This window comes from Kosakonia sp. BYX6, assembly GCF_038449125.1.
Classification (GTDB): Bacteria; Pseudomonadota; Gammaproteobacteria; order Enterobacterales; family Enterobacteriaceae; genus Kosakonia; species Kosakonia calanthes.
The window spans coordinates 1,543,957-1,569,225 of record NZ_CP151800.1; the positions used below are offsets into that span (position 1 = coordinate 1,543,957).

Consider the following 25,269-nt stretch of genomic DNA (forward strand, 5'->3'; position numbering starts at 1 on the left):
ATTGCCTCACAGAACGTTAACGCGAAGGGCGAACCACGGGCCACCAACCTTGCGGGTAGCCAGTGGCGGACATAAAGCGATAGTGAGTAAAAATGGCGCCCCGGCTGGAAACGCGTTTTTCCAGCTGTACGCTGCGCGCGCCCGGCGGCACAAGCGCGTCGCGGGTGCACAATTCAATGGAACGTTTTAAGAACTCATCATAAAAACGCAGACCGGCTTCGCAGTGTTTATAGCGGGCATAGGGCGGGCCGGGGTGCCCTATGGTAAAGGCGGCTTCGCTGTGTACGATCTCGCTTGCGCGCATGCGCACCCAGACTTCCGGCGCATTCCACAATGTGGCGATCAGATAAAAAAACACACCGCAGAAAACCAAGAACCGGGTACGAATCCTTCGCAGCACTTTATATCTGGCTGCCATAAGACCACCCAGCGCAGCGACAGCCAGCATTACCAGTTTGTCGGGCGCGCCATCGTGTAAATAGACCCGATAGCTGAGACCGGTGGCAAAAAGCAGCCAGATAACCCACAGCGCCATGGCTGAAAAGAAGAGAACGACGAACGTTCTTGTCGACATACGCAATTCCATTTCCCTGTCTGTTGAGGTGCGCTTATTTTTCCAGCCGATAAACCCAGTCGTCGTGATATTCGCCGTTGAGCAGGTAGGCTTTTTCCAGCACTTGCACCCGCGCGAAACCACTCTTTTCCAGCACGCGCACCGACCCGTGATTTTGCGCCAGCACCCAGGCATTTAGCGCCTGGATATCGCGCTGCGAAAATGCGAAATCACACAGCGTGCGCAGCGCTTCTGAAGCGATCCCCCGGCCTTGTGCAGCAGGGACGATGGAGTAACCGACATCCGCTTCCTGCGGGTTGTGCTGGCTCAGGCGCAAGCCGATATCGCCAAGCGAGCTGTGTTGCTCATCGCGGATCACAAAAGCGTTATCATCGTTCAGGCGGTTATCAAATAACGTGCGGATTTGCCCCTCGGAGGCAATTTCAGCCATAAAGCGCATGATGCTGCTGTCCTGGCGTAAACGCAGAAAAAATGGCCAGTCGGATTCCTTAAATGGAGAGAGGGTAAAGCGGGGTGTCTGCAACGTCATTAAATCGCCCTTCTGGTAATAAAGCGATTTAGCTTAGCATCACCGGCGCGCGACGGATGCCACGAAAATTAGGGGGGATCGCGCGTAATTACAGCGATTGCCACGGGTAGGTAACGCCACTCTCGGAGACAAAACGGTAGCGGGTAAATTGCGCGCCTCGTGCCGCAATGCGCTTTTCGATTTGCACGGTGCTGGCATCGTGCAGGACTTTTTCCCTTCCAGTCATAAAGCGCGTTAGCTTAGCACTGGAACCGGAAGAGGGATGCCACAAAAAATCAGGAGGTCACCACATCGCCCAGCGCTTCTTCCAGGTCAAACCAGCGAAACGCGAACCCGGCGGCTTCAAGGCGCTTGGGCAAGGCGCGTTGCCCGCCGAGCACCAGCACGGAAGATTCACCCATCATCAGACGTATCGCCATGGCGGGCACGCGCAAAAACGCCGGACGGTGCAGCACATGGCCGAGGGTGTGGGAGAACTGTTCATTGCGTACCGGGTAGGGTGAAACCATATTAAACGGCCCGCGCAGGTCGTTATCCAGCAGCCAGAGAATGCCGTTTACCATATCGTCGATATGGATCCACGCCAGGTATTGGCGGCCATTGCCGAGTGGGCCGCCAAGCCCGAGACGAAACAGCGGCAACAATTTTCCGAGCATACCGCCTTTGGGCGCCAGCACTGCGCCGGTGCGCAGCAGGCACACGCGCGTGCGATCGCTTTGCGCTTCACAGGCAATCTGCTCCCAGCGAGAGCACAATTTATGGGTAAATTCGTTGTGCGGCGGCTCCTCTTCGGTGACCACCACCTCGCCGAGATCGCCGTAATAGCCCACCGCTGAACCGGAAATCAGCACCTGTGGCGGCGTTTCGCTGGCGTTAAAAAGATCCGCCAGGCGTTGGGTGAGTTGCCAGCGGCTATTGCATAAGCGCTGTTTTTGCTCCTCGGTCCAGCGTTTATCCGCGATGGGTTCGCCCGCCAGATTGATTACCGCATCGAAATCGTTGAGATGCGTTTGCTCGTTAAGCCCTTTTAACAGGCTGACGCGAGCATCCAGCGTCTGCTGGGCTTTGGCCGGGTTGCGGGTCACCACCGTTACGCTGTGCCGAAGCTCCAGCAAACGGGGGATAAGATGACGACCAATCAGGCCAGTACCGCCGGTAATCAGTATCTTCATGCTCCCTCCTTGCTCCCTCGCTGACATTAAATTCAGAGTTGCTGTGCCTTCGCCAATGCTCGCTCGGTCGCCGGGCGTGTACGCACGCGCTCGAACCAGTTAAAGACCGCCGGGTACTCATCAAGCGTGATGCGCTGGCGCTGGTGGGCATTTATCCACGGCCAGGCGGCGATATCCGCGATGCTGTAATGCTCGCCCGCGAGCCACGGCACAAGCTCGAGGCGTTTATTCAGCACTTGATACAAACGCTGCGTTTCCACCTGGTAGCGCTCAATGGCATAAGGCACTTGCTGCGGCGCAAAGTGGTTAAAGTGATGATTTTGCCCAAGCATCGGTCCAAGACCGCCCACCTGCCAAAATAACCATTGCAGCGTGGTATGGCGTTCGCGCAGCTCACCGCTGAGTAATTTACCTGATTTTTCCGCCAGATAGAGCAGGATCGCGCCGGATTCAAACAGGCTAATGGGCGCGCCGCCATCGGCAGGCAGGTGATCGACAATAGCCGGGATTTTGTTGTTGGGCGAGATAGTCAAAAAATCCGGGCGAAATTGATCGCCTTTGCCGATATCCACGTTGATCAGGCGGTACTCCAGCCCGGCTTCCTCAAGAAATAGCGTTATCTTATGTCCGTTTGGCGTCGGCGCGAAATAGAGGTCTATCATCAAAACTCCTGTTAATCGAATGAGCTCGCTCATTGAGTATAGGTGTTCCCTCTGATGCCTGAGTTTTCATCAAGTGACAGGACGCACAAGACGCTATATTTTGAGTAAAACCTAACCGTTACACGAGGATGTTATGAGCGAACCGGCAATAACGTTGTGGTCTGACGCAGACTATTTCTCCCCGTATGTGTTGTCGGCGTATGTTGCGCTGCATGAAAAAGGATTGCCTTTCACCCTGAAAACCGTCGATCTCGATAGCGGTGCGCAGCATTCGGCAAGCTGGCCGGGTTTTCACCTGACACAGCGTGTACCCGCACTGGAAATTGACGGTTTCACGCTCAGCGAATCCTCGGCGATTGCCGAATATCTGGATGAGCGCTTCGCGCCGCCAGAGTGGGAACGCCTGTATCCCCATGACATGAACAATCGCGCCCGCGCCCGGCAAATCCAGGCCTGGTTGCGCAGCGATTTTTTGCCGATTCGCGAGGAGCGTTCCACCACGGTGGTGTTTGCCGGCGCGAAAAAATCGCCGCTCAGCGCCGCCGGGCAAGAGAGCGCGGAAAAGCTGTTTGCTCTTGCTAATGAACAGGTGAAAGAAGGTAAACCCAATCTGTTTGGTGAATGGTGCATTGCCGATGTGGATCTCGCGCTGATGCTTAACCGGCTGGTGATGCATGGCGATGCTGTGCCGGAGCGGCTGGCAGATTACGCCACCTTCCAGTGGCAGCGCTCATCGGTCCAGCGTTACGTTGCACTTTCCGCTAAGAGGTTGGGCTGATAAGCCCGGTGACTTCCGTTATCATAGGGGCGTTTTTTTCACATGAGGTGCAGTGATGAAACTGATGTTTGCATCGGATATTCACGGGTCGTTGCCCGCGACGGAACGCGTACTGGAACTGTTCGCGCAAAGCGATGCGCGCTGGCTGGTTATTCTTGGTGATGTGCTTAATCACGGCCCGCGCAACGCGCTCCCGGAAGGTTATGCGCCCTCGAAGGTTGCGGATCGGCTGAACGAGCACGCCAGCAAAATCATTGCCGTGCGCGGTAACTGCGACAGCGAAGTGGATCAGATGCTGCTGCATTTCCCGATTACCGCCCCCTGGCAGCAGGTTTTGCTGGCGGAACGCCGCCTGTTTCTGACGCACGGTCATCTGCTTGGCCCGGACGATGTGCCGCCGCTGGATGCGGGCGATGTGCTGGCTTACGGCCACACGCATATCCCCGTCGCCGAGAAGCGCGGTGATATTTTTCATTTCAATCCCGGCTCGGTCAGTATCCCGAAAGGTGGGTTTGAAGCCAGTTACGGCATGCTCGAAGAAAACGTGTTACGCGTTATCGCACTTAATGCTCAGCGGGTTATTGCACAGGTCGCGATTAATCCGTAACTTACCCGTCAACCGAAACGCGCCGAAAGAGCGCCATAAAGAGAAGATGTCCCGATGGTGGAACAGAGTCATTTTGCAGGCATGGAGTGGGTGGATATTGTCAACGAAGACAATGAGGTGATTGCACAGGCGAGCCGCCAGCAAATGCGCGCGCAGTGTCTGCGCCATCGCGCAACCTACATTGTGGTGCATGATGGGATGGGTAAAATTCTGGTGCAGCGTCGCACCGAAATTAAAGATTTTATGCCCGGTATGCTGGATGCCACCGCCGGTGGTGTGGTGCAGGCGGGTGAAAACTTACTCGAATCCGCGCGTCGCGAAGCGGAAGAAGAGTTAGGTATTGCCGGTGTGCCGTTTGCCGAACACGGCCAGTTCTACTTCGAAGATGAGCATTGCCGGGTTTGGGGCGGGCTGTTTAGCTGCGTTTCCCACGGCCCATTCGCCTTGCAAGAAGAAGAGGTGGATGAAGTTTTCTGGATGACACCGGAAGAGATCACCGCCCGCTGCGATGAGTTCACCGATGATTCCTTAAAAGCACTGGCGCTGTGGATGAGCCGCAATGCCAGCAACGACGCGGAAAAAGTGCAGGAAGCCGAGTAACTAGCAACTATCCCGCAGGCAAAACGTCGGCATAATCGGCGTTTTGCTTTCCCACTTCTCATCATTCAGACGCGCCAGCAGCGCACGTCCTGCTTCAACCCCAATCTTGCGATGCGGCACTGACATTGTGGTCAGCGGCGGTTGGCAGACCCGGCTGACATCGCTATCACCAAAACCGACAATCGCTAAATCATCCGGCACTTTGATGCGCCGACGTTGGCACTCATACAGCGCGCCGCAGGCCAATTCATCAGAAACACAGACCAGCGCATCCAGCTCCGGCCACGCCAATAAAAACTCCGGCAACTGCGCCGCACCGGTGGAGAACACCGGTGGCGCCGCCGCATTAATCACCCGGTTCGGTGACATATGATGGCGCAGCATCGCTTTGTACCAGCCTTGCAGATGTTGCTGGAAAATCCACTGCTCCTGGTTCGCACACAGCAAGCCGATGTTCTGATAGCCGCGCTGCACCAGCATTTGCGTCAGTTCAAACATGGCCGCGACATTATCAATGCCAATATTCATATCAATAGGATCGGCGCGCACGGCACCAATTTCCATCACCGGAATCGATGTGTTTTTCAGCCAGTGGCGCACCATATCGCTGTGTTCGACGCTGAGTAAAATCGCTGCCGCCAGGTTCGACGCCAACAATGTTTCCAGCAGCTTCTCTTCCTGTTCCAGCCGATGTTGCGATTCCGCCAGCATGATTTGGTAGCCCGCAGGCTGCAATACCTGTTGCAGCCCGGCGAACATTTCCGAACAGCCGGACTCGGCAAGGCTTGGCACCACCATGGCAATCGTCCATGACGACGCCGAAGCCAGCGCACTGGCGGCAAGGTTGGGCATGTAACCCAGCTCCTGCACGGCCGCTTCGATTTTCTCGCGTAACTTATCCGACACTTGCTCCGGGGTGCGCAGGGCGCGTGAGACGGTCATGGTGCCGACGCCCGCCAGCAGCGCCACATCGGCCAGCGTGACTTTTCCGGTACTGCGCCGTTTTCGGGTAATAGACATTCCGTTTCCTGGCTGGCCCGAGCACATCTCAGGCGCTGGTTGTTCATCTACAGCGCAGTATACGCTGGAACTCCCTGCTTTTTTTGCGAATTCCTCGGCGTTTTCAGATTTGATAGCGCTATCACATTTTCAACATCTCCTCGTTGGTAGCGCTATCTTTGCGACTATCATCACGGTTAAGCCTGGTTGACTTGCTTAAAGTTTGCTCACCTTATCCCACAGAAGGAGCGCGAAGTGTTAAACCAATGGCTTAACGATAAGACGATCCAGGTGCTTGATGCCGTTGAAAATTGGCCGCAAGCGCTGGAGGTTTGCGCCAGGCCGTTGCTGGCATCCGGCACCATTACGCCGGATTACGTGACCGCCATTGTGGCGCAGCATCAACAACTCGGGCCGTATTATGTGCTGGCTCCCGGCCTGGCGATGCCGCATGCCCGTCCAGAAGAGGGGGCAAAAGGGTTGGGGTTGTCGTTATTAAAACTGCGCCAGGGCGTGGCATTTGGCGCAGCGGAGTTCGATCCGGTCGATACGATTATTATGTTGGCAGCACCGGATAAACACAGTCATATCGACATGATTGCCGCGCTGGCCGAATTATTTTCCAGCGACGACGATATGCAGCAATTACATCGCGCAGACCATCTCAAGGAGATTCAAAACATCATCCAACGCTTCTGACTTTTTATCTTAATCACCATTTTTAACACATTGCCTTTCTCAGGCGATGCGGTCGTACTCTACACAAAAAAAGGTAATGACAATGAAAATAATGGCAATTTGCGGCTCCGGCCTCGGTAGCAGTTTTATGGTTGAAATGAATATTAAGAAAGTACTGAAGAAGTTAAATATTGAGGCTGAGGTTGAACACTCCGATTTATCGTCAGCTACACCGGGCGCTGCCGATGTGTTTGTGATGGCGAAAGATATTGCCGCCAGCGCCAGCGTGCCGGAAAACCAGTTAGTCGTACTGAATAACATCATTGATATCAATGAACTGGAAGCGAAAATCAGCGCTTTCTTCGCCGCTCACTAACATCAACGGTACGCCGCGCCGGGCGCGGGTATAAAAAGCGAGGTGGATATGTTTATCCTTGAAACGCTCAATTTTGTTGTTGATATATTAAAAGTGCCCTCGGTGCTGGTGGGCTTAATTGCCTTAATTGGCCTCGTGGCACAAAAGAAATCATTTTCCGATGTGGTTAAAGGCACGGTAAAAACCATCCTGGGGTTTATCGTATTAGGCGGTGGTGCGACAGTATTAGTCGGCTCACTTAATCCGCTGGGCGGCATGTTTGAGCATGCATTTAATATTCAGGGGATTATTCCCAATAACGAAGCCATTGTTTCTATCGCGCTGGAAAAGTACGGCGCATCGACGGCGTTAATTATGGCGTTCGGCATGGTGGCGAATATTATTGTCGCCCGCTTTACGCGCCTGAAATACATCTTCTTGACCGGCCACCACACGTTTTATATGGCCTGCATGATCGGTGTGATCCTCACCGTTGCCGGGTTTGAAGGCATTGGCCTGGTGTTCACCGGTTCGTTGATCCTCGGGCTTATCATGGCGTTTTTCCCGGCTATCGCGCAGCGCTACATGAAGCGAATCACCGGTAATGACGATATCGCGTTCGGCCATTTCGGCACGCTCGGCTATGTGCTGTCAGGCTGGATCGGCAGCAAATGCGGCAAAGGCTCGCGCTCAACGGAAGAGATGAACCTGCCGAAAAACCTCAGTTTCCTGCGCGACAGTTCCATCTCCATCTCGCTGACGATGATCATCATCTACCTGATCCTCGCGGTCTGCGCCGGGCGCGAGTACGTCGAAAGCCAACTGAGCGGCGGGCAGAACTTCCTGGTCTACGCCATTATCCAGGCCATCACCTTTGCGGCAGGCGTGTTTATTATCCTGCAAGGCGTGCGCTTGATCCTCGCGGAAATCGTTCCGGCATTTACTGGTTTTTCGGAAAAACTGGTGCCGAACGCCCGTCCGGCGCTGGATTGCCCGGTGGTTTACCCGTATGCACCTAACGCGGTGCTGGTTGGTTTCTTGTTCAGCTTCCTCGGCGGACTGGTCGGCCTGTTCCTGCTTGGGCAGATGAAACTGGTATTGATTCTACCAGGCGTGGTGCCGCACTTCTTTACCGGCGCAACGGCAGGCGTGTTTGGTAACGCTACCGGAGGCCGTCGTGGCGCGATGCTTGGCGCATTTGCCAACGGTTTGTTGATCACCTTCCTGCCCGTGTTACTGCTGCCGGTTCTCGGCGCACTGGGCTTCGCCAATACCACCTTCTCTGACGCCGACTTCGGTTTTGTCGGCATTGTCCTCGGTAACCTTGCGCGTTACCTCTCCCCGCTGGCGATTACTGGCGTCGTCGTGGCGCTGTTCGCTGCGCTAGTTGTCTGGAACCTGATGGCAAAAGGGAAACCTGCCGGCAATGGCACTGAAGAAAATACCGGAGCGAAACCATGAGCAATATTGATGAAGTGAAGCAGTTTGCGCGGGACATTCGCGTAGCAACGTTGAAGTCGCTGACCCATTTAGGCTTCGGTCATTACGGTGGCAGCATGTCGGTGGTGGAAACGTTGGCGGTGCTGTATGGCGAAGTGATGCGTATCGATCCCGCCGATCCTGACTGGCCAGAGCGCGACTACTTTGTGCTGTCAAAAGGCCATGCTGGCCCGGCGCTTTACAGCACGCTGGCGCTGAAAGGCTACTTTCCGCAAGAGGAGCTGCAGACGCTCAATGTCAACGGTACGCGCTTGCCGAGCCATCCGGATCGCCTGAAAACGCGCGGCGTGGATGCGACCACCGGTTCACTGGGCCAGGGCATTTCCATTGCGGGCGGCATCGCGCTGGGGCACAAGCTGGCAGGCAGGGCGAACCGGGTGTTTTGCATTGTCGGCGATGGGGAACTGAACGAGGGGCAGTGCTGGGAAGCGTTCCAGTTTATCGCCCATCATCGGTTGAATAACCTGACGGTGTTTGTCGACTGGAACAAGCAGCAACTGGATGGCGAGCTGGATGAGATCATCTGCGCGTTCGATTTGGAAGGGAAATTCCGCGCCTTCGGTTTTGATGTCTGCACCGTGAAAGGCGATGACATTGCCGGGTTGCTGGCGGCAGTAAAACCCGTTCCCGCGGCGGATGCGCGACCGAGGTTGGTTATTCTCGACAGCATCAAAGGGCAGGGGGTGCCGTATCTCGAAAATCTGGGTAATTCACACCATCTGCGTCTGACCGATGAGATGAAACAGGCACTTAACGAGACAATCGAAAAACTGGAGGCCACGCATGATTAAGGTTGCCGCTGTGGGTGAAAAAGACAGTATCGAGATGCGTAAAGTCTACGCCGGGTTTATCAGCGCGCAGATTGAAGCGGGCAGTGAAATCATCGCGCTGGAAGCGGATTTGATGAGTTCGATGGCGATGGATGGCGTCCACAAAAAATACCCGCAGCAAGTGATCAACTGCGGAATCATGGAGGCGAATGTCATCGGCACGGCGGCGGGACTCGCGCTGACCGGTCGCAAGCCGTTTGTGCACACCTTCACCGCGTTCGCCAGCCGCCGCTGCTTTGACCAGCTCTTTATGTCGCTCGATTACCAACGTAATAACGTCAAAGTGATTGCCTCCGATGCGGGCGTGACGGCCTGCCACAATGGCGGCACGCATATGTCGTTTGAAGATATGGGGATTGTGCGCGGGTTGGCGCATTCGGTGGTGCTGGAAGTCACCGATGCGGTAATGTTCGGAGACATTCTCAATCAACTGGCGGAACTTGAGGGTTTTTACTGGGTGCGCACCATTCGTAAACAAGCGCCAACGGTGTATCAGCCGGGTTCCCGCTTTACTATCGGCAAAGGCAATGTGCTGCGCGAGGGCGGCGATATTACCTTAATCGCCAATGGCATTATGGTGGCGGAAGCGCTGGCTGCCGCGCAACAGTTGGAACGCGAAGGGGTCAGCGCGGCGGTGATTGATATGTTTACCCTGAAGCCTATCGATCGCATGTTGGTGAAAAATTACGCCGAGAAAACCGGGCGTATTGTGACCTGCGAGAACCACAGCATTCATAACGGGCTGGGATCGGCGGTCGCTGAAGTGCTGGTGGAAACGTGTCCGGTGCCGATGCGGCGAGTTGGCGTAAAAGAGCGTTACGGCCAGGTGGGAACGCAGGATTTTCTGCAAAAAGAGTATGGCCTGACGGCGCACGATATTGTCTCTGCGGCGCGCGAACTGCTGTAAATAGAAAAGGCGACCCGAAGGTCGCCTTTTCTTGCCGGATGGCGGCTATGCCTTATCCAACCTACAAAACCGTCGATGTGTTATTGGACATCTCGGCCCATAAACCGTAGGCCCGGTAAGCGCGAGCGCCACCGGGCTATTGGCTTACTTCTGCTGAGACGCCTGAATCGCGGTCAAGGCGATGGTGTAGACGATATCGTCAACCAGCGCGCCACGGGACAGGTCGTTGACCGGCTTGCGCATACCTTGCAGCATCGGCCCGATGGAGATCAGGTCGGCAGAACGCTGTACCGCTTTGTAGGTGGTGTTACCGGTGTTCAGATCCGGGAAGATGAACACGGTAGCGCGACCTGCAACCGGCGAGTTCGGCGCTTTGGATTTCGCAACGTCAGCCATTACTGCGGCGTCGTACTGCAACGGACCGTCGATCACCAGGTCAGGACGTTTTTCCTGCGCCAGGCGAGTCGCTTCGCGTACTTTCTCTACATCGCTACCCGCGCCGGAGTTACCGGTGGAGTAGGAGAGCATGGCAACGCGCGGCTCGATACCGAAAGCGATAGCGGAATCAGCAGACTGAATCGCGATTTCGGCCAGTTGCTCAGCGGTCGGATCCGGGTTGATTGCGCAGTCACCGTAAACATAAACCTGTTCCGGCAGCAGCATAAAGAACACGGAAGAAACCAGTGAACTGCCCGGCGCAGTTTTGATCAGCTGCAGCGGCGGACGAATGGTGTTCGCTGTGGTGTGCACCGCACCGGAAACCAGACCGTCAACTTCATCTTGCTCCAGCATCAGCGTGCCGAGAACCACGTTGTCTTCCAGCTGTTCGCGGGCGACGGCTTCGGTCATGCCTTTGCTCTTACGCAGCTCAACCAGTCGAGCAACATAGCTTTCACGTACCACGTCCGGATCGACGATTTCGATACCGGTGCCCAGCTCAACGCCTTGTGCTGCGGCGACGCGATTGATCTCATCCGGGTTACCCAGCAGGATACAGGTCGCGATACCACGTTCCGCACAGATAGCGGCCGCTTTCACGGTGCGCGGTTCGTCGCCTTCCGGCAGAACCACACGTTTACCCGCTTTACGCGCCAGCTCGGTCAACTGATAACGGAAGGCTGGCGGAGAGAGACGACGGCTGCGTTCAGACGTAGCGGTCAGGGAGTCAATCCACTGCGCATTGATGTAGCTGGCAACGTATTCCTGAACGTTTTCGATACGCTCGTTATCGTCAACCGGCACTTCCAGGTTGAAGCTTTGCAGGCTCAGCGAGGTCTGCCAGGTGTTGGTGTTCACCATAAATACCGGCAGGCCGGTGGCGAAAGCACGTTCACACAGTTTGCGAACGCTGGCGTCCATTTCGTAGCCGCCGGTCAGCAGCAACGCGCCGATTTCCACGCCGTTCATCGCCGCCAGGCACGCTGCAACCAGCACGTCCGGACGATCGGCGGAAGTCACCAGCAGAGAACCCGGGCGGAAGTGTTCCAGCATATGCGGAATGCTACGCGCGCAGAAGGTAACGGATTTCACGCGGCGAGTTTTGATGTCGCCTTCGTTAACAATGGTCGCGTTCAGGTGGTGCGCCATATCGATAGCGCGCGTGGCGATCAGATCGAAGCTCCACGGCACCGCGCCCAGCACCGGCAGCGAGCTGGTGTCTTGCAGTTTGGCCGGATCGATATGCACAACTTTCGCTTTGGAAGAGTCATCAAAGATCTCGGACAGGTCAGGGCGAGTACGACCTTGCTCATCAACCGGGGCGTTCAGTTTGTTAACGATAACACCGGTGATATTGGTGTTTTTCACGCCGCCAAAGCTGTTGCGCGTCAGTTCGATACGCTCTTTCAGCTGTTCTTGCGTATCGGTGCCCTGAGACATGACGAACACGATTTCAGCGTTCAGCGTTTTCGCGATTTCAAAGTTCAGAGACTGGGCGAACTGGTGTTTGCGGGTCGGGACCAGGCCTTCAACCAGCACCACTTCAGCATCTTTGCTGCTTTCGTGGTAACGGGCGATGATCTCTTCCATCAGCACGTCTTTCTGGTTGCTGGAGAGCAGCGATTCAACGTGGCTCATTTTCAGCGGTTCAGCCGCTGGCAGACCAGAGTTGGCACGCACAATAGTGGTGGTTTGGTCCGGAGCATCGCCGCCAGCGCGCGGCTGGGCGATCGGTTTAAAGACGCTCAGACGAACGCCTTTGCGTTCCATAGCGCGGATAACACCAAGGCTGACGCTGGTCAGGCCGACGCTGGTTCCGGTAGGGATCAGCATAATAATACGGGACACGGTTAATCCTCTTTCGTTACCGTCAAGGCAGACGGGTTACAAAACAGCACCGCCAGCGTTGGCTGGCGGTGTGGGTTATCAGGCAGTCAGGCGGCTTGCGTCTTGCGCAATGACCAGCTCTTCGTTTGTCGGGATAACGACAGCCGGGCGGGTGCCTTCTTTGTTGATAAAGCCGGCGTTGCCGAAACGAGCCGCCAGGTTACGTTCGTGGTCAACTTCAAAGCCCAGAACGCCTAGTTTGCCCAGAGACAGTTCACGCACCATCGCCGCGTTTTCACCGATACCACCGGTGAAGACGACCGCGTCCAGTCGACCCTCCATCAGCGCAGTGTAAGAACCGATGTATTTCGCCAGGCGGTGGCAGTAAACGTCCATCGCGCGTTTCGCATCTTCTTTATCTTTGTAGTTGTCTTCTACATAACGGCAGTCGCTGGTGACTTCGGTCAGACCCAGCAGGCCAGACTCTTTGGTCAGCATTTTGTTGATCGCTTCAACGCTCATGCCCAGCGTGTCATGCAGGTGGAAAATGATTGCCGGGTCGATATCACCAGAACGGGTACCCATGACCAGGCCTTCCAGCGGGGTCAGACCCATGGAAGTATCAACACATTTACCGTTGCGAATAGCGGAAACAGAACCACCGTTGCCCAGGTGGCAAGTGATGATGTTCAGTTCTTCAACTGGTTTGTTCAGCACTTTTGCCGCTTCTTGAGTCACGTAGAAGTGGCTGGTACCGTGCGCGCCATAGCGACGAACGCCGTGCTCTTTATACAGTTTGTACGGCAGCGCATACAGGTAGGATTCTTCCGGCATGGTGGTGTGGAACGCGGTGTCGAAAACGGCAACGTTCTTGTCTTTCAGGTTCGGGAAGGATTTCAGCGCTTCGGCGATACCGATCAGGTGAGCCGGGTTGTGCAGCGGTGCGAAAGAAGCCGCATCTTTGATGCCCTGGATAACAGATTCGTCGATAACCACAGAGCTGGTGTATTTTTCGCCACCGTGTACGATGCGGTGACCGATCGCGGTCAGCTGTGCTGACAGTTCTGGTTTTTGTGCCAAAATAGTGTTAACGATAAAGTTCAGCGCTTCACTGTGAGCGGCACCTGCACCTAAAGCCGCTTCTTGTTTACCGCCATCAATTTTCCACTTGATGCGTGCTTCGGGAAGATGGAAACATTCGGCTAAACCAGAAAGGTACTCGTCACCATTAACAGCATCGATGATTGCGAATTTCAGTGAGGAGCTACCGCAGTTCAGAACCAGTACTAACTTACTCGACATGGAAGTACCTATTTATGATACGTGGCTAAAAAAGGTCAGTGAGTCGCACAGCGTAGCGCAGGTTGACGCTGACATTTATGATTAACATCATGCCGTGAATACTTTCTGACATGATGGAAGAATACATAAGATTTTAAGCTATTTTGCGCAAATTTCAGACAGTGGCATAATGAGCTTGATATTTGACGACTTTATCTTATTCGTCTAACGAGCCTTGTGAGGCTGCGACAGGATACCCGATACTCGTCAGGATTGACAAAAAATTTTAACGTTGTCATCCACAGTTGTTGTTTTGCACAATTTTTTTAATTTTTATATGTGAAGTTGAGGTAAAGCCATGTCCAACTCTGAAAATCGATCCGTTAATTTTTTCAGTTTGTTTCGTCGGGGTCAGCATTATGCAAAGACTTGGCCCATGGAAAAACGCCTCGCTCCGATGTTTGTTGAAAATCGTGCGATCCGCACGACGCGCTACGCCATTCGCTTTATGCCGCCGCTGGCGGTGTTCACCCTTTGCTGGCAAATCGCCCTTGGCGGCCAACTTGGCCCAGCCGTTGCGACCGCGTTATTTGCCCTTAGCCTGCCGATGCAAGGGTTATGGTGGTTAGGAAAACGTTCCGTGACGCCGTTACCGCCGTCGATTTTGCATTGGTTTTATGAAGTGCGTGGAAAGTTACAAGAAGCAGGGCAGGCGCTGGCGCCCGTTGAAGGGAAACCGGATTACCAGGCGTTGGCTGACACGCTTAAGCGTGCTTTCAAACAATTGGATAAAACCTTTCTTGATGATCTGTGATGACGACGCGCGCGTTATATAAGAAGAAGGCATCTCAAGATGCTTTCTTTTTTTGTTTGATGCGCGCAACACCCCCGGCAAATCAAGAAAGCCCTCGTTTTCAGCATGTAAACTCTCTACATCTTTTCTTAATACGCCGATGTGCCACAGGAGTCGAAAGATGGAAATGACCAATGCCCAACGTCTGATCTTATCCAATCAATATAAAATGATGACCATGATGGATCCGGCGAACGCGGAACGTTATCGTCGTTTGCAAACCATTATTGAGCGTGGATACGGTTTGCAAATGCGTGAGCTGGATCGTGAATTTGGCGAGCTGAAAGAAGAAACCTGTCGCATCGTTATCGACATTATGGAGATGTACCACGCGCTGCATGTCTCCTGGACCAACCTGAAAGATAACAGCACCATTGATGAGCGTCGCGTCACGTTCCTCGGTTTTGACGCCGCCACCGAAGCGCGATATCTCGGCTATGTCCGTTTCATGGTCAATATCGAAGGCCGCTATACCCATTTCGACGCCGGCACGCATGGTTTCAACGCACAAACGCCCATGTGGGAAAAATATCAACGCATGCTGAGCGCCTGGCACGCGTGCCCGCGTCAGTATCACCTGAGCAGCAACGAAATTAATCAAATTATCAACGCCTGAGGAGGTGGATGTGCAGTGCAAAGGATTTCTGTTTGATCTGGATGGAACCCTGGTGAATTCGCTGCCGGCCGTTGAACGGGCATGGTGTAACTGGGCTGACAAATTCGGTATCGCGCATGATGAAGTGCTGAATTTTATCCACGGCAAACAGGCCATTACCTCGCTGCGCCACTTTATGGCGGGGGCGTCGGAAGAGGCGATTGCGGCTGAATTTACCCATCTGGAAGCGATTGAAGCGCAGGACACCCACGGTATTACCCCATTGCCTGGCGCGATTGAACTTCTTCATCATCTTGATGAATCCGGGATTCCGTGGGCGATTGTTACGTCCGGTTCTGTGCCTGTTGCCCATGCGCGCCATCGCGCAACGGGTTTGCCAACACCGAAGGTGTTTATTACCGCCGAACAGGTGAAGCATGGGAAACCCGAACCGGACGCCTACCTGCTCGGTGCGGAGCGTTTGGGGCTGGCACCGCAAGATTGCGTGGTTGTGGAAGATGCCCCAGCCGGTGTGCTTTCCGGCCTGGCTGCCGGCTGCCATGTGATCGCAGTAAATGTTCCGGCTGACGCGCCCCGGCTCGATGAGGTGGACTTTTCGCTACAAAGCCTTGCCGCGCTCAATGTCACAAAACAGCCCAACGGCACAGTGCTGGTCAACCTGAAGGCCTGATTAATGATTTAACCCCACATCTGTGGGGTTTTTTTATGGCACTCTTTTACCACTTTCAATTAACAAGGACGCGTTGTGAACGGTGAACTGATCTGGGTTCTGTGTCTGCTGGCGATTGCCGTTGTGCTTTTCGCGACGGGCAAAGTGCGTATGGATGCAGTGGCGCTGTTTGTGATTGTCGCCTTTGTGCTAAGCGGCACGCTGACATTGCCCGAGGCCTTTTCCGGTTTTAGCGATCCGAACGTTATCTTGATTGCCGCGCTGTTTATCATTGGTGATGGGTTAGTGCGCACCGGGGTGGCAACCAACATGGGCACCTGGCTGGTGAAAATGGCGGGCAGCAGCGAAATCAAAATGTTGGCGCTGCTGATGGTCACCGTGGCGGGGCTCGGCGCATTCATGAGTTCCACCGGCGTGGTGGCGATCTTTATTCCGGTTGTGTTGAGTGTGTCAATGCGTATGCAAATCTCGCCGTCACGCTTGATGATGCCGCTCAGTTTTGCCGGGCTTATCAGCGGCATGATGACGCTGGTGGCGACGCCGCCGAACCTGGTGGTCAACAGCGAACTGTTGCGTGAAGGGCTGCGAGGTTTTGGTTTTTTCAGCGTGACGCCGCTGGGGTTGGTGATTTTACTGCTCGGCATCCTTTATATGCTGCTGATGCGTTTCATGCTGAAAGGCGAAGGAGATGAAGCGCAGCGCGACGGTTGGAAGCGCCGTTCTTTTCGCGATCTGATCAAAGAGTATCACCTGGCAGGACGCGCGCGTCGGTTAGCGATTCGCCCCGGTTCGCCAATGATCGGTCAGCGCCTCGATGACCTGCAACTGCGTGAGCGTTACGGTGCAAACATTATCGGTGTTGAACGTTGGCGACGCTTTCGCCGCGTCATTGTTAATGTCAACGGGGTGTCGGAATTCCGCGCCCGTGATGTGCTGCTGATTGATATGTCAGCCGCCGACGTCGATTTACGCGAGTTTTGCGCCGAACAGTTGCTCGAACCCATGATCCTGCGCGGTGAATATTTCTCGGATCAGGCGCTGGATGTCGGCATGGCGGAAGTGTCGCTGATCCCGGATTCGGAATTAATCGGCAAGACCGTGCGAGAGATGGGCTTTCGTACCCGTTTTGGTTTGAATGTCGTCGGCTTGAAGCGCAATGGCGAAGCGCTGAAAGGCGCGGTGGCCGATGAAACACTGCAATTGGGTGATATCTTTTTGGTGGTCGGCAACTGGAAATTAATTAGCCAGCTCGCTTCGCATGGCCGCGACTTTGTAGTGTTGAATCTGCCGGTTGAAGAGAGCGCTGCTTCTCCCGCACATAGCCAGGCGCCGCATGCCATTTTCTGCCTGATGCTGATGGTTGCGCTGATGCTGACGGACGAAATTCCCAATCCGGTTGCGGCCATTATTGCCTGCATGCTGATGGGAAAATTCCGCTGCATCGATGCCGAAAGCGCCTACAAAGCGATTCACTGGCCGAGCATTATTTTGATCGTCGGCATGATGCCGTTCGCACTGGCGTTGCAAAAAACCGGCGGTGTGGATCTGGTGGTGAAAGGGCTGATGGAGTTGGGTGGCGGCTACGGCCCGCATTTGATGCTGGTGTGCTTGTTTGTGATGTGCGCCACCATCGGGCTTTTCATTTCCAATACCGCGACGGCGGTATTAATGGCGCCGATTGCGCTGGCGGCGGCGAAATCAATGGGCGTTTCGCCTTATCCGTTCGCCATGATGGTGGCGATGGCAGCTTCAGCCGCCTTTATGACGCCGGTTTCGTCCCCGGTAAACACGCTGGTGTTAGGCCCAGGGAATTACCAGTTCAGCGACTTTATCAAAATCGGCGTGCCGTTTACGCTGCTGGTGATGGTTGTCTGCGCGGTGCTGATCCCGGTGTTGTTTCCGTTTTAAGTTAACGCCGGGCGGAGCGGCCCGGCATGCGGAAAACAATATGGTTACAACGGCGAATCCTGGCTGATTTCATCCAACGATAACTGGAAACTCGGCACAAAGACCTGCATGAAATAATCCATCTCCGGGCTGCGACGCGCGTCGAGTGTTTTTTCCAGGCGTGATTTGGCAAGCAGAAATTCGTTGTTGCCCGCGGAAAGCTCTTCCAGGCATTTCAAATATGCGCACAGCGCATCTGCCTGTTTGACAATCGATTTCTCTTCGTCGCTGTAGTGATGCTCATCGATCAACGGCGCAAAAATATCCCTCAGTTCTTCCGGTACCATATCGACCAGCTTTTGTTGGGCGATTTTCTCAATGGCCTTATATTCCTGCGCAATCTGCGAGTTGAAATATTTCACTGGCGTCGGTAAATCCCCGGTTAATACTTCCGATGCATCGTGGTACATCGCCAGCAGCGCAATGCGTTCCGCATTGACCTGGCCCGCGAACTTGCGGTTTTTGATTGCCGCCAGTGCATGGGCGACCATCGCTACTTGCAGGCTGTGTTCGGACACATTTTCGGTGCGCACATTGCGCATCAACGGCCAGCGATTGATGAGTTTAAGGCGGGAAAGATGGGCGAAGAAATGACTCTGACTCATAGTTAACCTTGTCTGTGACGGCGACCTGAGCCATTTTGCGCAGAGAGTGGGGGAAGATGCAAATCCTCCCCCGACAGCGATTACTGGTGATAACCGGAAAGGAAACGACCAAAACGGGTAATGGCCATTTCCAGATCGTCTTCGCGCGGCAGCGTCACAATGCGCACGTGATCCGGCCACGGCCAGTTAAACGCAGACCCCTGAACCAGCAGCACTTTTTCCTGTAACAGGAAATCGAGCACCATTTTCTGATCGTCAAAAATATTGAAACGCTTGGCGTCGATCTTCGGGAACATATACAACGCGCCGCTTGGCTTCACGCAGGAAACGCCCGGAATATCATTGATCAGTTCCCACGCGCGATTGCGCTGCTCGTACAGGCGACCGCCCGGCACGATAAATTCGCTGATGCTCTGGTAACCACCCAGTGCGGTTTGAATGGCGTGCTGCGCTGGAACGTTCGCGCAAAGGCGCATCGACGCCAGCATTTCCAGCCCTTCGATATAGCCTTTGGCGTGCTTTTTCGGCCCGCTCAGCACCATCCAACCCTGGCGGAAACCGGCGACACGGTAGGTTTTTGACAGACCATTAAAGGTAATGGTGAAAAGATCCGGTGCCAGCGCGGCAATAGAGTGATGTTGCGCCTCGTCGTAGAGGATCTTGTCGTAGATCTCATCGGCGAAAATAATCAGGTTGTGCTGACGTGCAAGCTCAACAATCTCCAGCAGCAGCTCTTTCGAGTAAACCGCGCCGGTCGGGTTGTTGGGGTTGATAATCACGATGCCGCGCGTGCGCGGGGTGATTTTGGCGCGGATATCGTCGAGATCCGGGAACCAGCCTGCCGATTCATCGCACAGATAATGCACAGCTTTACCGCCGGAGAGCGACACTGCCGCAGTCCACAGCGGGTAATCTGGCGCGGGTACCAGCATTTCATCGCCACTATTCAGCAATGCCTGCATGGATTGCACGATCAATTCCGAAACGCCGTTGCCAATGTAAATATCTTCAACGGTCACTTCGCGCATACCACGTGCCTGGTAGTGCTGCATGATAGCTTTGCGGGCGGAGTAAAGCCCTTTGGAATCGCAATAGCCTTGCGCGCCGGGGAGGTTACGAATCACATCGACGAGGATTTCATCCGGTGCTTCGAAGCCGAATGGGGCAGGGTTGCCGATGTTGAGTTTGAGAACTTTGTTGCCTTCTTCTTCCAGACGCTTTGCTTCTTTAAGAACCGGGCCGCGGATGTCGTAACAGACGTTATCTAATTTGCTGGATTTTTCGATGGAGGACATTAACCTTTGACCTTTTAGCTAGAATAGCCACTGCCTGCCGTGGAAGTGAGCACGGAACAATGTACTCCCACGCCCGCCGGTTTTGAAGGGTTAACAGGAGAAGATTTTGCTTAACTCTTGCGCTTCTTTAACGTTATTTTAACTATTTATCCTGTCTTTTGTTTCTTTCTTACGCTGCATTTTCGTTTATTTACAGTATTTAAAACCAATAAAAGATTCATTGTTGTAATTTTTCGCCGAAAAAGCCCGCTTGTTTAGTGCGTGTTTTTGCGAATATTGAGAGTGATTAAGATGTTTCTTCTGCAAAATCTGAATGATGGCATAAAGTAATCAATATAGGCGGTTGAACAACAATGCTTATGCTGTAAACACAATGTTAAGCTTTATTAATAGTTAGATTTTTTGTCTATTAATCGCTATTTAATATTGAGAATGTAAACGATGACCATCTCTAATATTAATAAGATTTGACTTTGCCAGTTGGCATTTTTTTAGCTTAAGATAATTCGTAATAGCACTTATAAATATAAAGGTTTTAGGTTAAACTCAGACGGCCAGAAATGGCCTGATTATGAAAAACACACATCTTTCATAAGGGCTATTTCCTATTTTTAGTTGATTGTTATTACTAGGTTTTACTCCCGATCCGTCATATGGATTCTGTCTATATGGCACTGTGCTATGTATAGCCAATGTTTGTTGCGTAAACATGTATTTTTTCTTTAAAGGATGACACGTTTTGGCATTGTTTATATATCCAGAAGGAAGGGAGTGTGCGAAATAAAGCCATTGAGTTCAGCTTGCATCAGACAGCGAACTATAAACACCAGAACTTACTGTCGGGTTTAACCCGCCAGACACTGCTGGATGCACTTTTTAAAGGGAATTACTTAATCTTACGAGCACAGCATAAACCCGGGTCTCTCCACGCGAGCAGCCCGTAAGTGATAAAATATGATAAATGCAAATCGTCCGATACTGAATCTCGACCTCGATCTGCTGAGAACGTTCGTTGCGGTCGCTGATCTGAACACCTTTGCTGCGGCCGCCGCTGCAGTTTGTCGCACCCAGTCTGCTGTAAGTCAGCAAATGCAGCGACTGGAACAGTTAGTTGGAAAAGAACTTTTTGCCCGTCATGGTCGTAATAAACTGTTGACGGAGCACGGCATTCAATTGCTGGGCTATGCGCGAAAGATCTTACGATTCAATGATGAAGCATGTACGTCGCTAATGTTTAGTAATTTACAGGGCGTATTAACTATCGGTGCTTCTGATGAATCGGCCGATACTATTTTGCCGTTCTTGCTTAATCGTATTAGCTCGGTCTATCCGAAACTTGCACTGGATGTGCGGGTTAAGCGCAACCCATTCTCCGGCGATCGCCAACAGGATCAGGACGTCGATTTGGTGGTAACGACCACGCGTTCACCACAATTCGATTGCCTGACGCTGCGCACTTCACCCACGCACTGGTATTGTTCAGCGGAGTTTGTGCTGCAACAAGGCGAGGCGATCCCGCTGGTCTTGCTGGATGAACCGAGCCCGTTCCGCGATATGGTCATCACCGCACTGAATAACGCAGATATTCCCTGGCGCCTGGCGTACGTCGCCTCCACGCTCTCTGCGGTAAAAGCGGCGGTTAAAGCGGGCTTGGGTGTGACGGCGCGCCCGGTGGAAATGATGAGCCCCGATCTGCGCGTGCTTGGGCGAGCCGACGGCTTACCTTTGTTACCCGATACGGAATATCTGCTTTGCTATAATCCGGACAGCCAGAATGAGCTGGCGCAGGTGATTTTCCAGGCAATGGAGCATTACCAGAACCCCTGGCATTACAACAGCAGTACTCCCGAGGGGGGAGGCGACTCGCTCATCGTGGAAGGGGATTTTAGCTAATATTCCCTTCCAAAACTGGTAACAAGATGTAAGTGTAAAAATGGACCGCTGGCGGCAAAAAAGCAGTTATCGGTTCATTTTTCGCACGAATAATGCACAACTGAATTATCGACATTTGAAATTATTATTTCTTTCAAGATGTTAACCTCCCTCACAGCAAAATCTCCCTTTTTCATCTATAGTCTTTCATGCCTTACGGTCATGTTAAAAATCACGCCTGATTGTTGCTGTTTCATTGTATGAATTAACAAAAGCGTGTCGCAGATCAAGAAAATACTCCCGTAGAGGGGGAGGAATCCAGGCAAAATCCTGTCAAAATGAGAGGGTAATTTTTGTGAATCCTCACAACGGACACGATTCAACACCTGATTCTTCCGCAGGAAAGTTTGAAACCGGTCAATAAAACGGCACTAAATGTTAATGGAATGCTGCCGATGTAAACTAATGTGAGGAAACCTTTGTTAAAGTTGACAAAAGGTTATAGAAAGGAGTAAAAACCCACATCATTTAGCTGATTTCAGCTTTTTGCACAGTAAATGTGTGGTTTTTTATTCCTCCCCGTGAATCGATGTGGCGTCATCTGCCAGCAAGAGCAGAGGTATTAACGCTACCTTTTGAGTTAAGCAATGCGTATGTCAACATCCACTGAAATCATCGCTCATCACTGGGCATTCGCTATCTTTCTTATTGTCGCCATTGGCCTGTGCTGCTTCATGCTTATTGGCGGACGTTTTTTGGGCGGACGCGCGCGCGCAAGGCACAAAAACGTTCCTTTCGAATCAGGTATCGACTCCGTCGGTTCCGCCCGCTTACGTCTATCCGCCAAGTTCTACCTGGTGGCCATGTTCTTCGTTATCTTCGACGTTGAAGCGCTCTATCTGTACGCATGGTCAACCTCCATTCGCGAGAGTGGTTGGGTCGGATTTGTCGAAGCCGCAATTTTTATATTAGTGCTGCTGGCTGGTCTGGTTTATCTGGTGCGTATTGGCGCGCTGGATTGGACACCGGTGCGTTCGCGCCGTGAGCAAATCAACCCAGAGACTAACCGCTACACTGACAGTCAACGCTAACCGCGAGGCAATAAGATGGATTATACGCTCACCCGCATAGATCCTAACGGTGAGAACGACCGTTACCCCCTGCAAAAACAGGAGATCGTAACCGACCCCCTGGAACAAGAAATCAACCGTAGCGTTTACATGGGCAAGCTCGAACATGCCATGCACGATATGGTGAACTGGGGTCGTAAAAACTCAATTTGGCCCTATAACTTTGGCCTTTCGTGCTGCTACGTAGAGATGGTGACATCGTTTACTGCGGTGCACGACGTTGCGCGTTTTGGTGCTGAAGTTCTGCGTGCCTCTCCTCGTCAGGCGGACCTGATGGTGGTCGCGGGCACCTGCTTTACCAAAATGGCACCGGTCATTCAGCGCCTTTACGACCAGATGCTGGAACCTAAATGGGTTATCTCCATGGGGGCCTGCGCAAACTCTGGCGGTATGTACGACATCTATTCCGTTGTGCAGGGCGTCGACAAATTTATCCCGGTGGATGTTTACATCCCTGGCTGCCCGCCGCGCCCTGAAGCGTATATGCAAGCGCTGATGCTGTTGCAGGAATCGATTGGCAAAGAACGCCGTCCGCTCTCGTGGGTGGTTGGCGATCAAGGCGTTTATCGCGCCAATATGCAGTCGGAACGCGACCGCAAACGTGGTGAACGTATTGCTGTCACTAACCTGCGTACGCCGGACGAGATTTAATTTGCGCCTGTGGGCAATGGTAAAAAACTTCGCATTTCAATAATCCAATAACGCGAAGCATTGCCCGACAGTCACCACGGACCCTTTGCAATGGTGAAAAATATGACCGATTTAACTGCGCAAGAAGCCGCATGGCAGACCCGGGATCATCTGGATGATCCGGTCATTGGCGAATTGCGCAACCGTTTTGGGCCGGATGCCTTTACCGTTCAGGCGACCCGCACCGGGGTACCCGTTGTTTGGGTGAAGCGTGAGCAATTACTGGAAGCAGTCGATTTCTTAAAGAAATTGCCAAAACCGTACGTCATGCTGTTCGATCTCCACGGCATGGACGAGCGTCTACGCACACACCGCGCCGGTCTGCCCGCCGCGGATTTTTCCGTTTTCTACCACTTCATTTCCATCGATCGCAACCGCGACATCATGCTGAAAGTGGCGCTGTCTGAAAACGATCTGCATGTGCCGACAATTACCAAACTTTTCCCGAACGCCAACTGGTACGAGCGTGAAACCTGGGAAATGTTTGGCATCACTTTTGATGGTCACCCGCACCTGACGCGCATCATGATGCCGCACACCTGGACGGGCCACCCGCTGCGCAAAGACTACCCGGCGCGCGCCACCGAATTCGATCCGTTTGAGCTGACCAAAGCCAAGCAGGATCTGGAAATGGAAGCGCTGACCTTCAAGCCGGAAGACTGGGGTATGAAACGCGGCACCGACAACGAGGACTTTATGTTCCTCAACCTCGGTCCGAACCACCCATCCGCGCACGGTGCGTTCCGTATTATCCTGCAACTGGACGGCGAAGAGATCGTCGACTGCGTGCCGGATATCGGTTACCACCACCGCGGCGCGGAAAAAATGGGCGAGCGCCAGTCCTGGCACAGCTACATTCCTTACACTGACCGTATCGAGTACCTCGGCGGTTGCGTGAACGAAATGCCATACGTACTGGCCGTGGAAAAACTGGCGGGTATCACCGTGCCGGAGCGCGTGGATGTTATCCGCGTGATGCTCTCCGAACTGTTCCGCATCAACAGCCACTTGCTGTATATCTCCACCTTTATTCAGGACGTCGGCGCGATGACGCCGGTGTTCTTCGCCTTTACCGATCGTCAGAAAATCTACGATCTGGTGGAAGCGATTACCGGTTTCCGTATGCACCCGGCCTGGTTCCGCATTGGCGGCGTGGCGCACGATCTGCCGCGCGGTTGGGATCGTCTGCTGCGTGAGTTCCTCGACTGGATGCCGAAACGTCTGGCTTCCTATGAGAAAGCCGCGCTGCGTAACACCATTTTGAAAGGCCGTTCGCAGGGCGTTGCCGCTTACAACGCGAAAGAAGCGCTGGAGTGGGGCACCACAGGGGCGGGTCTGCGTGCCACCGGTATCGACTTCGACGTGCGCAAAGCGCGCCCGTACTCCGGTTATGAAAACTTCGACTTTGAAGTCCCGGTCGGCGGTGGCGTTAGCGACTGCTACACCCGTGTGATGCTGAAAGTGGAAGAGCTGCGCCAGAGCCTGCGCATCCTTGAGCAGTGCCTCAACAATATGCCGGAAGGCCCGTTCAAAGCGGATCACCCGCTGACGACGCCGCCGCCAAAAGAGCGCACGCTGCAACATATCGAAACCTTGATTACTCACTTCCTGCAAGTGTCGTGGGGCCCGGTGATGCCGGCCAACGAATCCTTCCAGATGATTGAAGCAACCAAGGGTATCAACAGTTACTACCTGACCAGCGACGGCAGCACCATGAGCTACCGCACCCGCGTTCGTACGCCAAGCTTTGCGCACTTGCAGCAAATCCCGGCGGCGATCCGTGGCAGCCTGGTATCAGACTTGATTGTCTATCTGGGTAGTATCGATTTTGTTATGTCAGATGTGGACCGCTAA

General features: G+C 53.6%; 26 protein-coding genes. 16 read left to right on the forward strand and 10 right to left on the reverse strand.

All coding sequences use genetic code 11. The annotated features are described in order from the left end of the window. Positions 1 to 16 precede the first annotated feature (16 nt). The 5 genes from AAEY27_RS07255 to yfcG form a co-directional block, all read right to left on the reverse strand. The gene (locus AAEY27_RS07255; RefSeq protein WP_342324256.1) at positions 17 to 574 is read right to left on the reverse strand and encodes a hypothetical protein; all 558 of its coding nucleotides are present in this window, start codon (positions 572 to 574) and stop codon (positions 17 to 19) included. Positions 575 to 608: 34 nt separating this feature from the next. Continuing rightward, positions 609 to 1,103, reverse strand: a complete 495-nt coding sequence (locus AAEY27_RS07260) for a GNAT family N-acetyltransferase (RefSeq protein ID WP_342324258.1) — start codon at positions 1,101 to 1,103, stop codon at positions 609 to 611. An 88-nt stretch (positions 1,104 to 1,191) separates the two neighbouring features. After that, on the reverse strand, positions 1,192 to 1,329 hold the full coding sequence (locus tag AAEY27_RS07265; RefSeq protein ID WP_342324260.1) for a hypothetical protein: 138 nt from the start codon (positions 1,327 to 1,329) through the stop codon (positions 1,192 to 1,194). A gap of 49 nt (positions 1,330 to 1,378) precedes the next feature. Continuing rightward, a complete protein-coding gene (locus AAEY27_RS07270) occupies positions 1,379 to 2,275 on the reverse strand; it encodes a TIGR01777 family oxidoreductase (RefSeq protein WP_342324261.1) in 897 nt (298 codons plus the stop codon). A gap of 32 nt (positions 2,276 to 2,307) precedes the next feature. Next, positions 2,308 to 2,937, reverse strand: a complete 630-nt coding sequence (yfcG, locus tag AAEY27_RS07275; protein WP_342324263.1) for a GSH-dependent disulfide bond oxidoreductase — start codon at positions 2,935 to 2,937, stop codon at positions 2,308 to 2,310. A 133-nt stretch (positions 2,938 to 3,070) separates the two neighbouring features. Between yfcG and yfcF the strand changes: the two genes are divergently transcribed. From yfcF to yfcD, 3 genes are read left to right on the forward strand one after another with little or no spacing between them, the layout of a single operon-like run. Then, a complete protein-coding gene (gene yfcF, locus AAEY27_RS07280; RefSeq protein ID WP_342324264.1) occupies positions 3,071 to 3,715 on the forward strand; it encodes a glutathione transferase in 645 nt (214 codons plus the stop codon). 55 nt (positions 3,716 to 3,770) lie between these two features. Then, positions 3,771 to 4,322 carry a phosphodiesterase gene (yfcE, locus tag AAEY27_RS07285; RefSeq protein WP_342324265.1) on the forward strand — a complete coding sequence of 184 codons (552 nt, stop codon included), beginning with the start codon at positions 3,771 to 3,773 and terminating at the stop codon, positions 4,320 to 4,322. A gap of 54 nt (positions 4,323 to 4,376) precedes the next feature. After that, positions 4,377 to 4,922: an NUDIX hydrolase YfcD gene (yfcD, locus tag AAEY27_RS07290; protein WP_342324266.1), complete on the forward strand. Its 546-nt coding sequence runs from the start codon at positions 4,377 to 4,379 to the stop codon at positions 4,920 to 4,922. Here the strand turns inward: yfcD and AAEY27_RS07295 are convergent, their stop codons facing one another. Beyond that, positions 4,923 to 5,942, reverse strand: a complete 1,020-nt coding sequence (locus AAEY27_RS07295; protein WP_342324268.1) for a LacI family DNA-binding transcriptional regulator — start codon at positions 5,940 to 5,942, stop codon at positions 4,923 to 4,925. Positions 5,943 to 6,176: 234 nt separating this feature from the next. Here AAEY27_RS07295 and AAEY27_RS07300 point away from each other — a divergent pair, with 234 nt between their 5' ends. From AAEY27_RS07300 to AAEY27_RS07320, 5 genes are all read left to right on the forward strand, one after another. Continuing rightward, positions 6,177 to 6,620: a PTS sugar transporter subunit IIA gene (locus AAEY27_RS07300; RefSeq protein ID WP_342324270.1), complete on the forward strand. Its 444-nt coding sequence runs from the start codon at positions 6,177 to 6,179 to the stop codon at positions 6,618 to 6,620. An 82-nt stretch (positions 6,621 to 6,702) separates the two neighbouring features. Further along, positions 6,703 to 6,975, forward strand: a complete 273-nt coding sequence (locus AAEY27_RS07305) for a PTS sugar transporter subunit IIB (protein ID WP_342324271.1) — start codon at positions 6,703 to 6,705, stop codon at positions 6,973 to 6,975. A gap of 48 nt (positions 6,976 to 7,023) precedes the next feature. Then, entirely contained in the window at positions 7,024 to 8,415 is a 1,392-nt protein-coding gene (locus AAEY27_RS07310) for a PTS ascorbate transporter subunit IIC (protein WP_342324273.1), read from the forward strand. Beyond that, complete coding sequence (locus AAEY27_RS07315; RefSeq protein WP_342324274.1) at positions 8,412 to 9,245, forward strand: transketolase; 834 nt, start codon at positions 8,412 to 8,414, stop codon at positions 9,243 to 9,245. Before AAEY27_RS07310 ends, AAEY27_RS07315 begins: the two co-directional genes overlap by 4 nt. After that, the gene (locus tag AAEY27_RS07320) at positions 9,238 to 10,191 is read left to right on the forward strand and encodes a transketolase family protein (protein WP_342324275.1); all 954 of its coding nucleotides are present in this window, start codon (positions 9,238 to 9,240) and stop codon (positions 10,189 to 10,191) included. Before AAEY27_RS07315 ends, AAEY27_RS07320 begins: the two co-directional genes overlap by 8 nt. A gap of 144 nt (positions 10,192 to 10,335) precedes the next feature. Here the strand turns inward: AAEY27_RS07320 and pta are convergent, their stop codons facing one another. Together pta and ackA are read right to left on the reverse strand one after the other, a co-directional pair. Continuing rightward, positions 10,336 to 12,477, reverse strand: a complete 2,142-nt coding sequence (gene pta / locus AAEY27_RS07325; RefSeq protein WP_342324276.1) for a phosphate acetyltransferase — start codon at positions 12,475 to 12,477, stop codon at positions 10,336 to 10,338. A 78-nt stretch (positions 12,478 to 12,555) separates the two neighbouring features. Further along, positions 12,556 to 13,758, reverse strand: a complete 1,203-nt coding sequence (gene ackA / locus AAEY27_RS07330) for an acetate kinase (protein ID WP_342324278.1) — start codon at positions 13,756 to 13,758, stop codon at positions 12,556 to 12,558. A 337-nt stretch (positions 13,759 to 14,095) separates the two neighbouring features. On the opposite strand from ackA, the gene yfbV reads away from it, so the two are divergent. From yfbV to AAEY27_RS07350, 4 genes are all read left to right on the forward strand, one after another. Continuing rightward, positions 14,096 to 14,551, forward strand: a complete 456-nt coding sequence (gene yfbV, locus AAEY27_RS07335; RefSeq protein ID WP_342324279.1) for a terminus macrodomain insulation protein YfbV — start codon at positions 14,096 to 14,098, stop codon at positions 14,549 to 14,551. 160 nt (positions 14,552 to 14,711) lie between these two features. Next, positions 14,712 to 15,206, forward strand: coding sequence for a YfbU family protein (locus AAEY27_RS07340; RefSeq protein ID WP_342324280.1), 495 nt, complete (start codon positions 14,712 to 14,714; stop codon positions 15,204 to 15,206). Next, positions 15,187 to 15,876: a sugar phosphatase gene (locus AAEY27_RS07345; protein ID WP_342325497.1), complete on the forward strand. Its 690-nt coding sequence runs from the start codon at positions 15,187 to 15,189 to the stop codon at positions 15,874 to 15,876. The genes AAEY27_RS07340 and AAEY27_RS07345 overlap by 20 nt, the downstream gene beginning before the upstream one ends. 75 nt (positions 15,877 to 15,951) lie before the next feature. Beyond that, positions 15,952 to 17,784 (forward strand): SLC13 family permease, encoded by a 1,833-nt coding sequence (locus AAEY27_RS07350; RefSeq protein WP_342324281.1) that lies wholly within the window; start codon positions 15,952 to 15,954, stop codon positions 17,782 to 17,784. Positions 17,785 to 17,828: 44 nt separating this feature from the next. Here AAEY27_RS07350 and yfbR read toward each other — a convergent pair whose 3' ends face one another. Together yfbR and AAEY27_RS07360 are read right to left on the reverse strand one after the other, a co-directional pair. After that, complete coding sequence (yfbR, locus tag AAEY27_RS07355; RefSeq protein WP_342324282.1) at positions 17,829 to 18,428, reverse strand: 5'-deoxynucleotidase; 600 nt, start codon at positions 18,426 to 18,428, stop codon at positions 17,829 to 17,831. An 80-nt stretch (positions 18,429 to 18,508) separates the two neighbouring features. Then, positions 18,509 to 19,723, reverse strand: a complete 1,215-nt coding sequence (locus AAEY27_RS07360) for a pyridoxal phosphate-dependent aminotransferase (protein WP_342324284.1) — start codon at positions 19,721 to 19,723, stop codon at positions 18,509 to 18,511. A gap of 954 nt (positions 19,724 to 20,677) precedes the next feature. On the opposite strand from AAEY27_RS07360, the gene lrhA reads away from it, so the two are divergent. The 4 genes from lrhA (at position 20,678) to nuoC (ending at position 25,269) form a co-directional block, all read left to right on the forward strand. Beyond that, the gene (lrhA, locus tag AAEY27_RS07365; RefSeq protein ID WP_342324286.1) at positions 20,678 to 21,616 is read left to right on the forward strand and encodes a transcriptional regulator LrhA; all 939 of its coding nucleotides are present in this window, start codon (positions 20,678 to 20,680) and stop codon (positions 21,614 to 21,616) included. A gap of 626 nt (positions 21,617 to 22,242) precedes the next feature. Continuing rightward, positions 22,243 to 22,686: an NADH-quinone oxidoreductase subunit NuoA gene (gene nuoA / locus AAEY27_RS07370; RefSeq protein ID WP_342324287.1), complete on the forward strand. Its 444-nt coding sequence runs from the start codon at positions 22,243 to 22,245 to the stop codon at positions 22,684 to 22,686. A 15-nt stretch (positions 22,687 to 22,701) separates the two neighbouring features. Continuing rightward, on the forward strand, positions 22,702 to 23,376 hold the full coding sequence (gene nuoB / locus AAEY27_RS07375) for an NADH-quinone oxidoreductase subunit NuoB (protein WP_342324289.1): 675 nt from the start codon (positions 22,702 to 22,704) through the stop codon (positions 23,374 to 23,376). Positions 23,377 to 23,466: 90 nt separating this feature from the next. After that, the gene (nuoC, locus tag AAEY27_RS07380) at positions 23,467 to 25,269 is read left to right on the forward strand and encodes an NADH-quinone oxidoreductase subunit C/D (RefSeq protein ID WP_342324291.1); all 1,803 of its coding nucleotides are present in this window, start codon (positions 23,467 to 23,469) and stop codon (positions 25,267 to 25,269) included.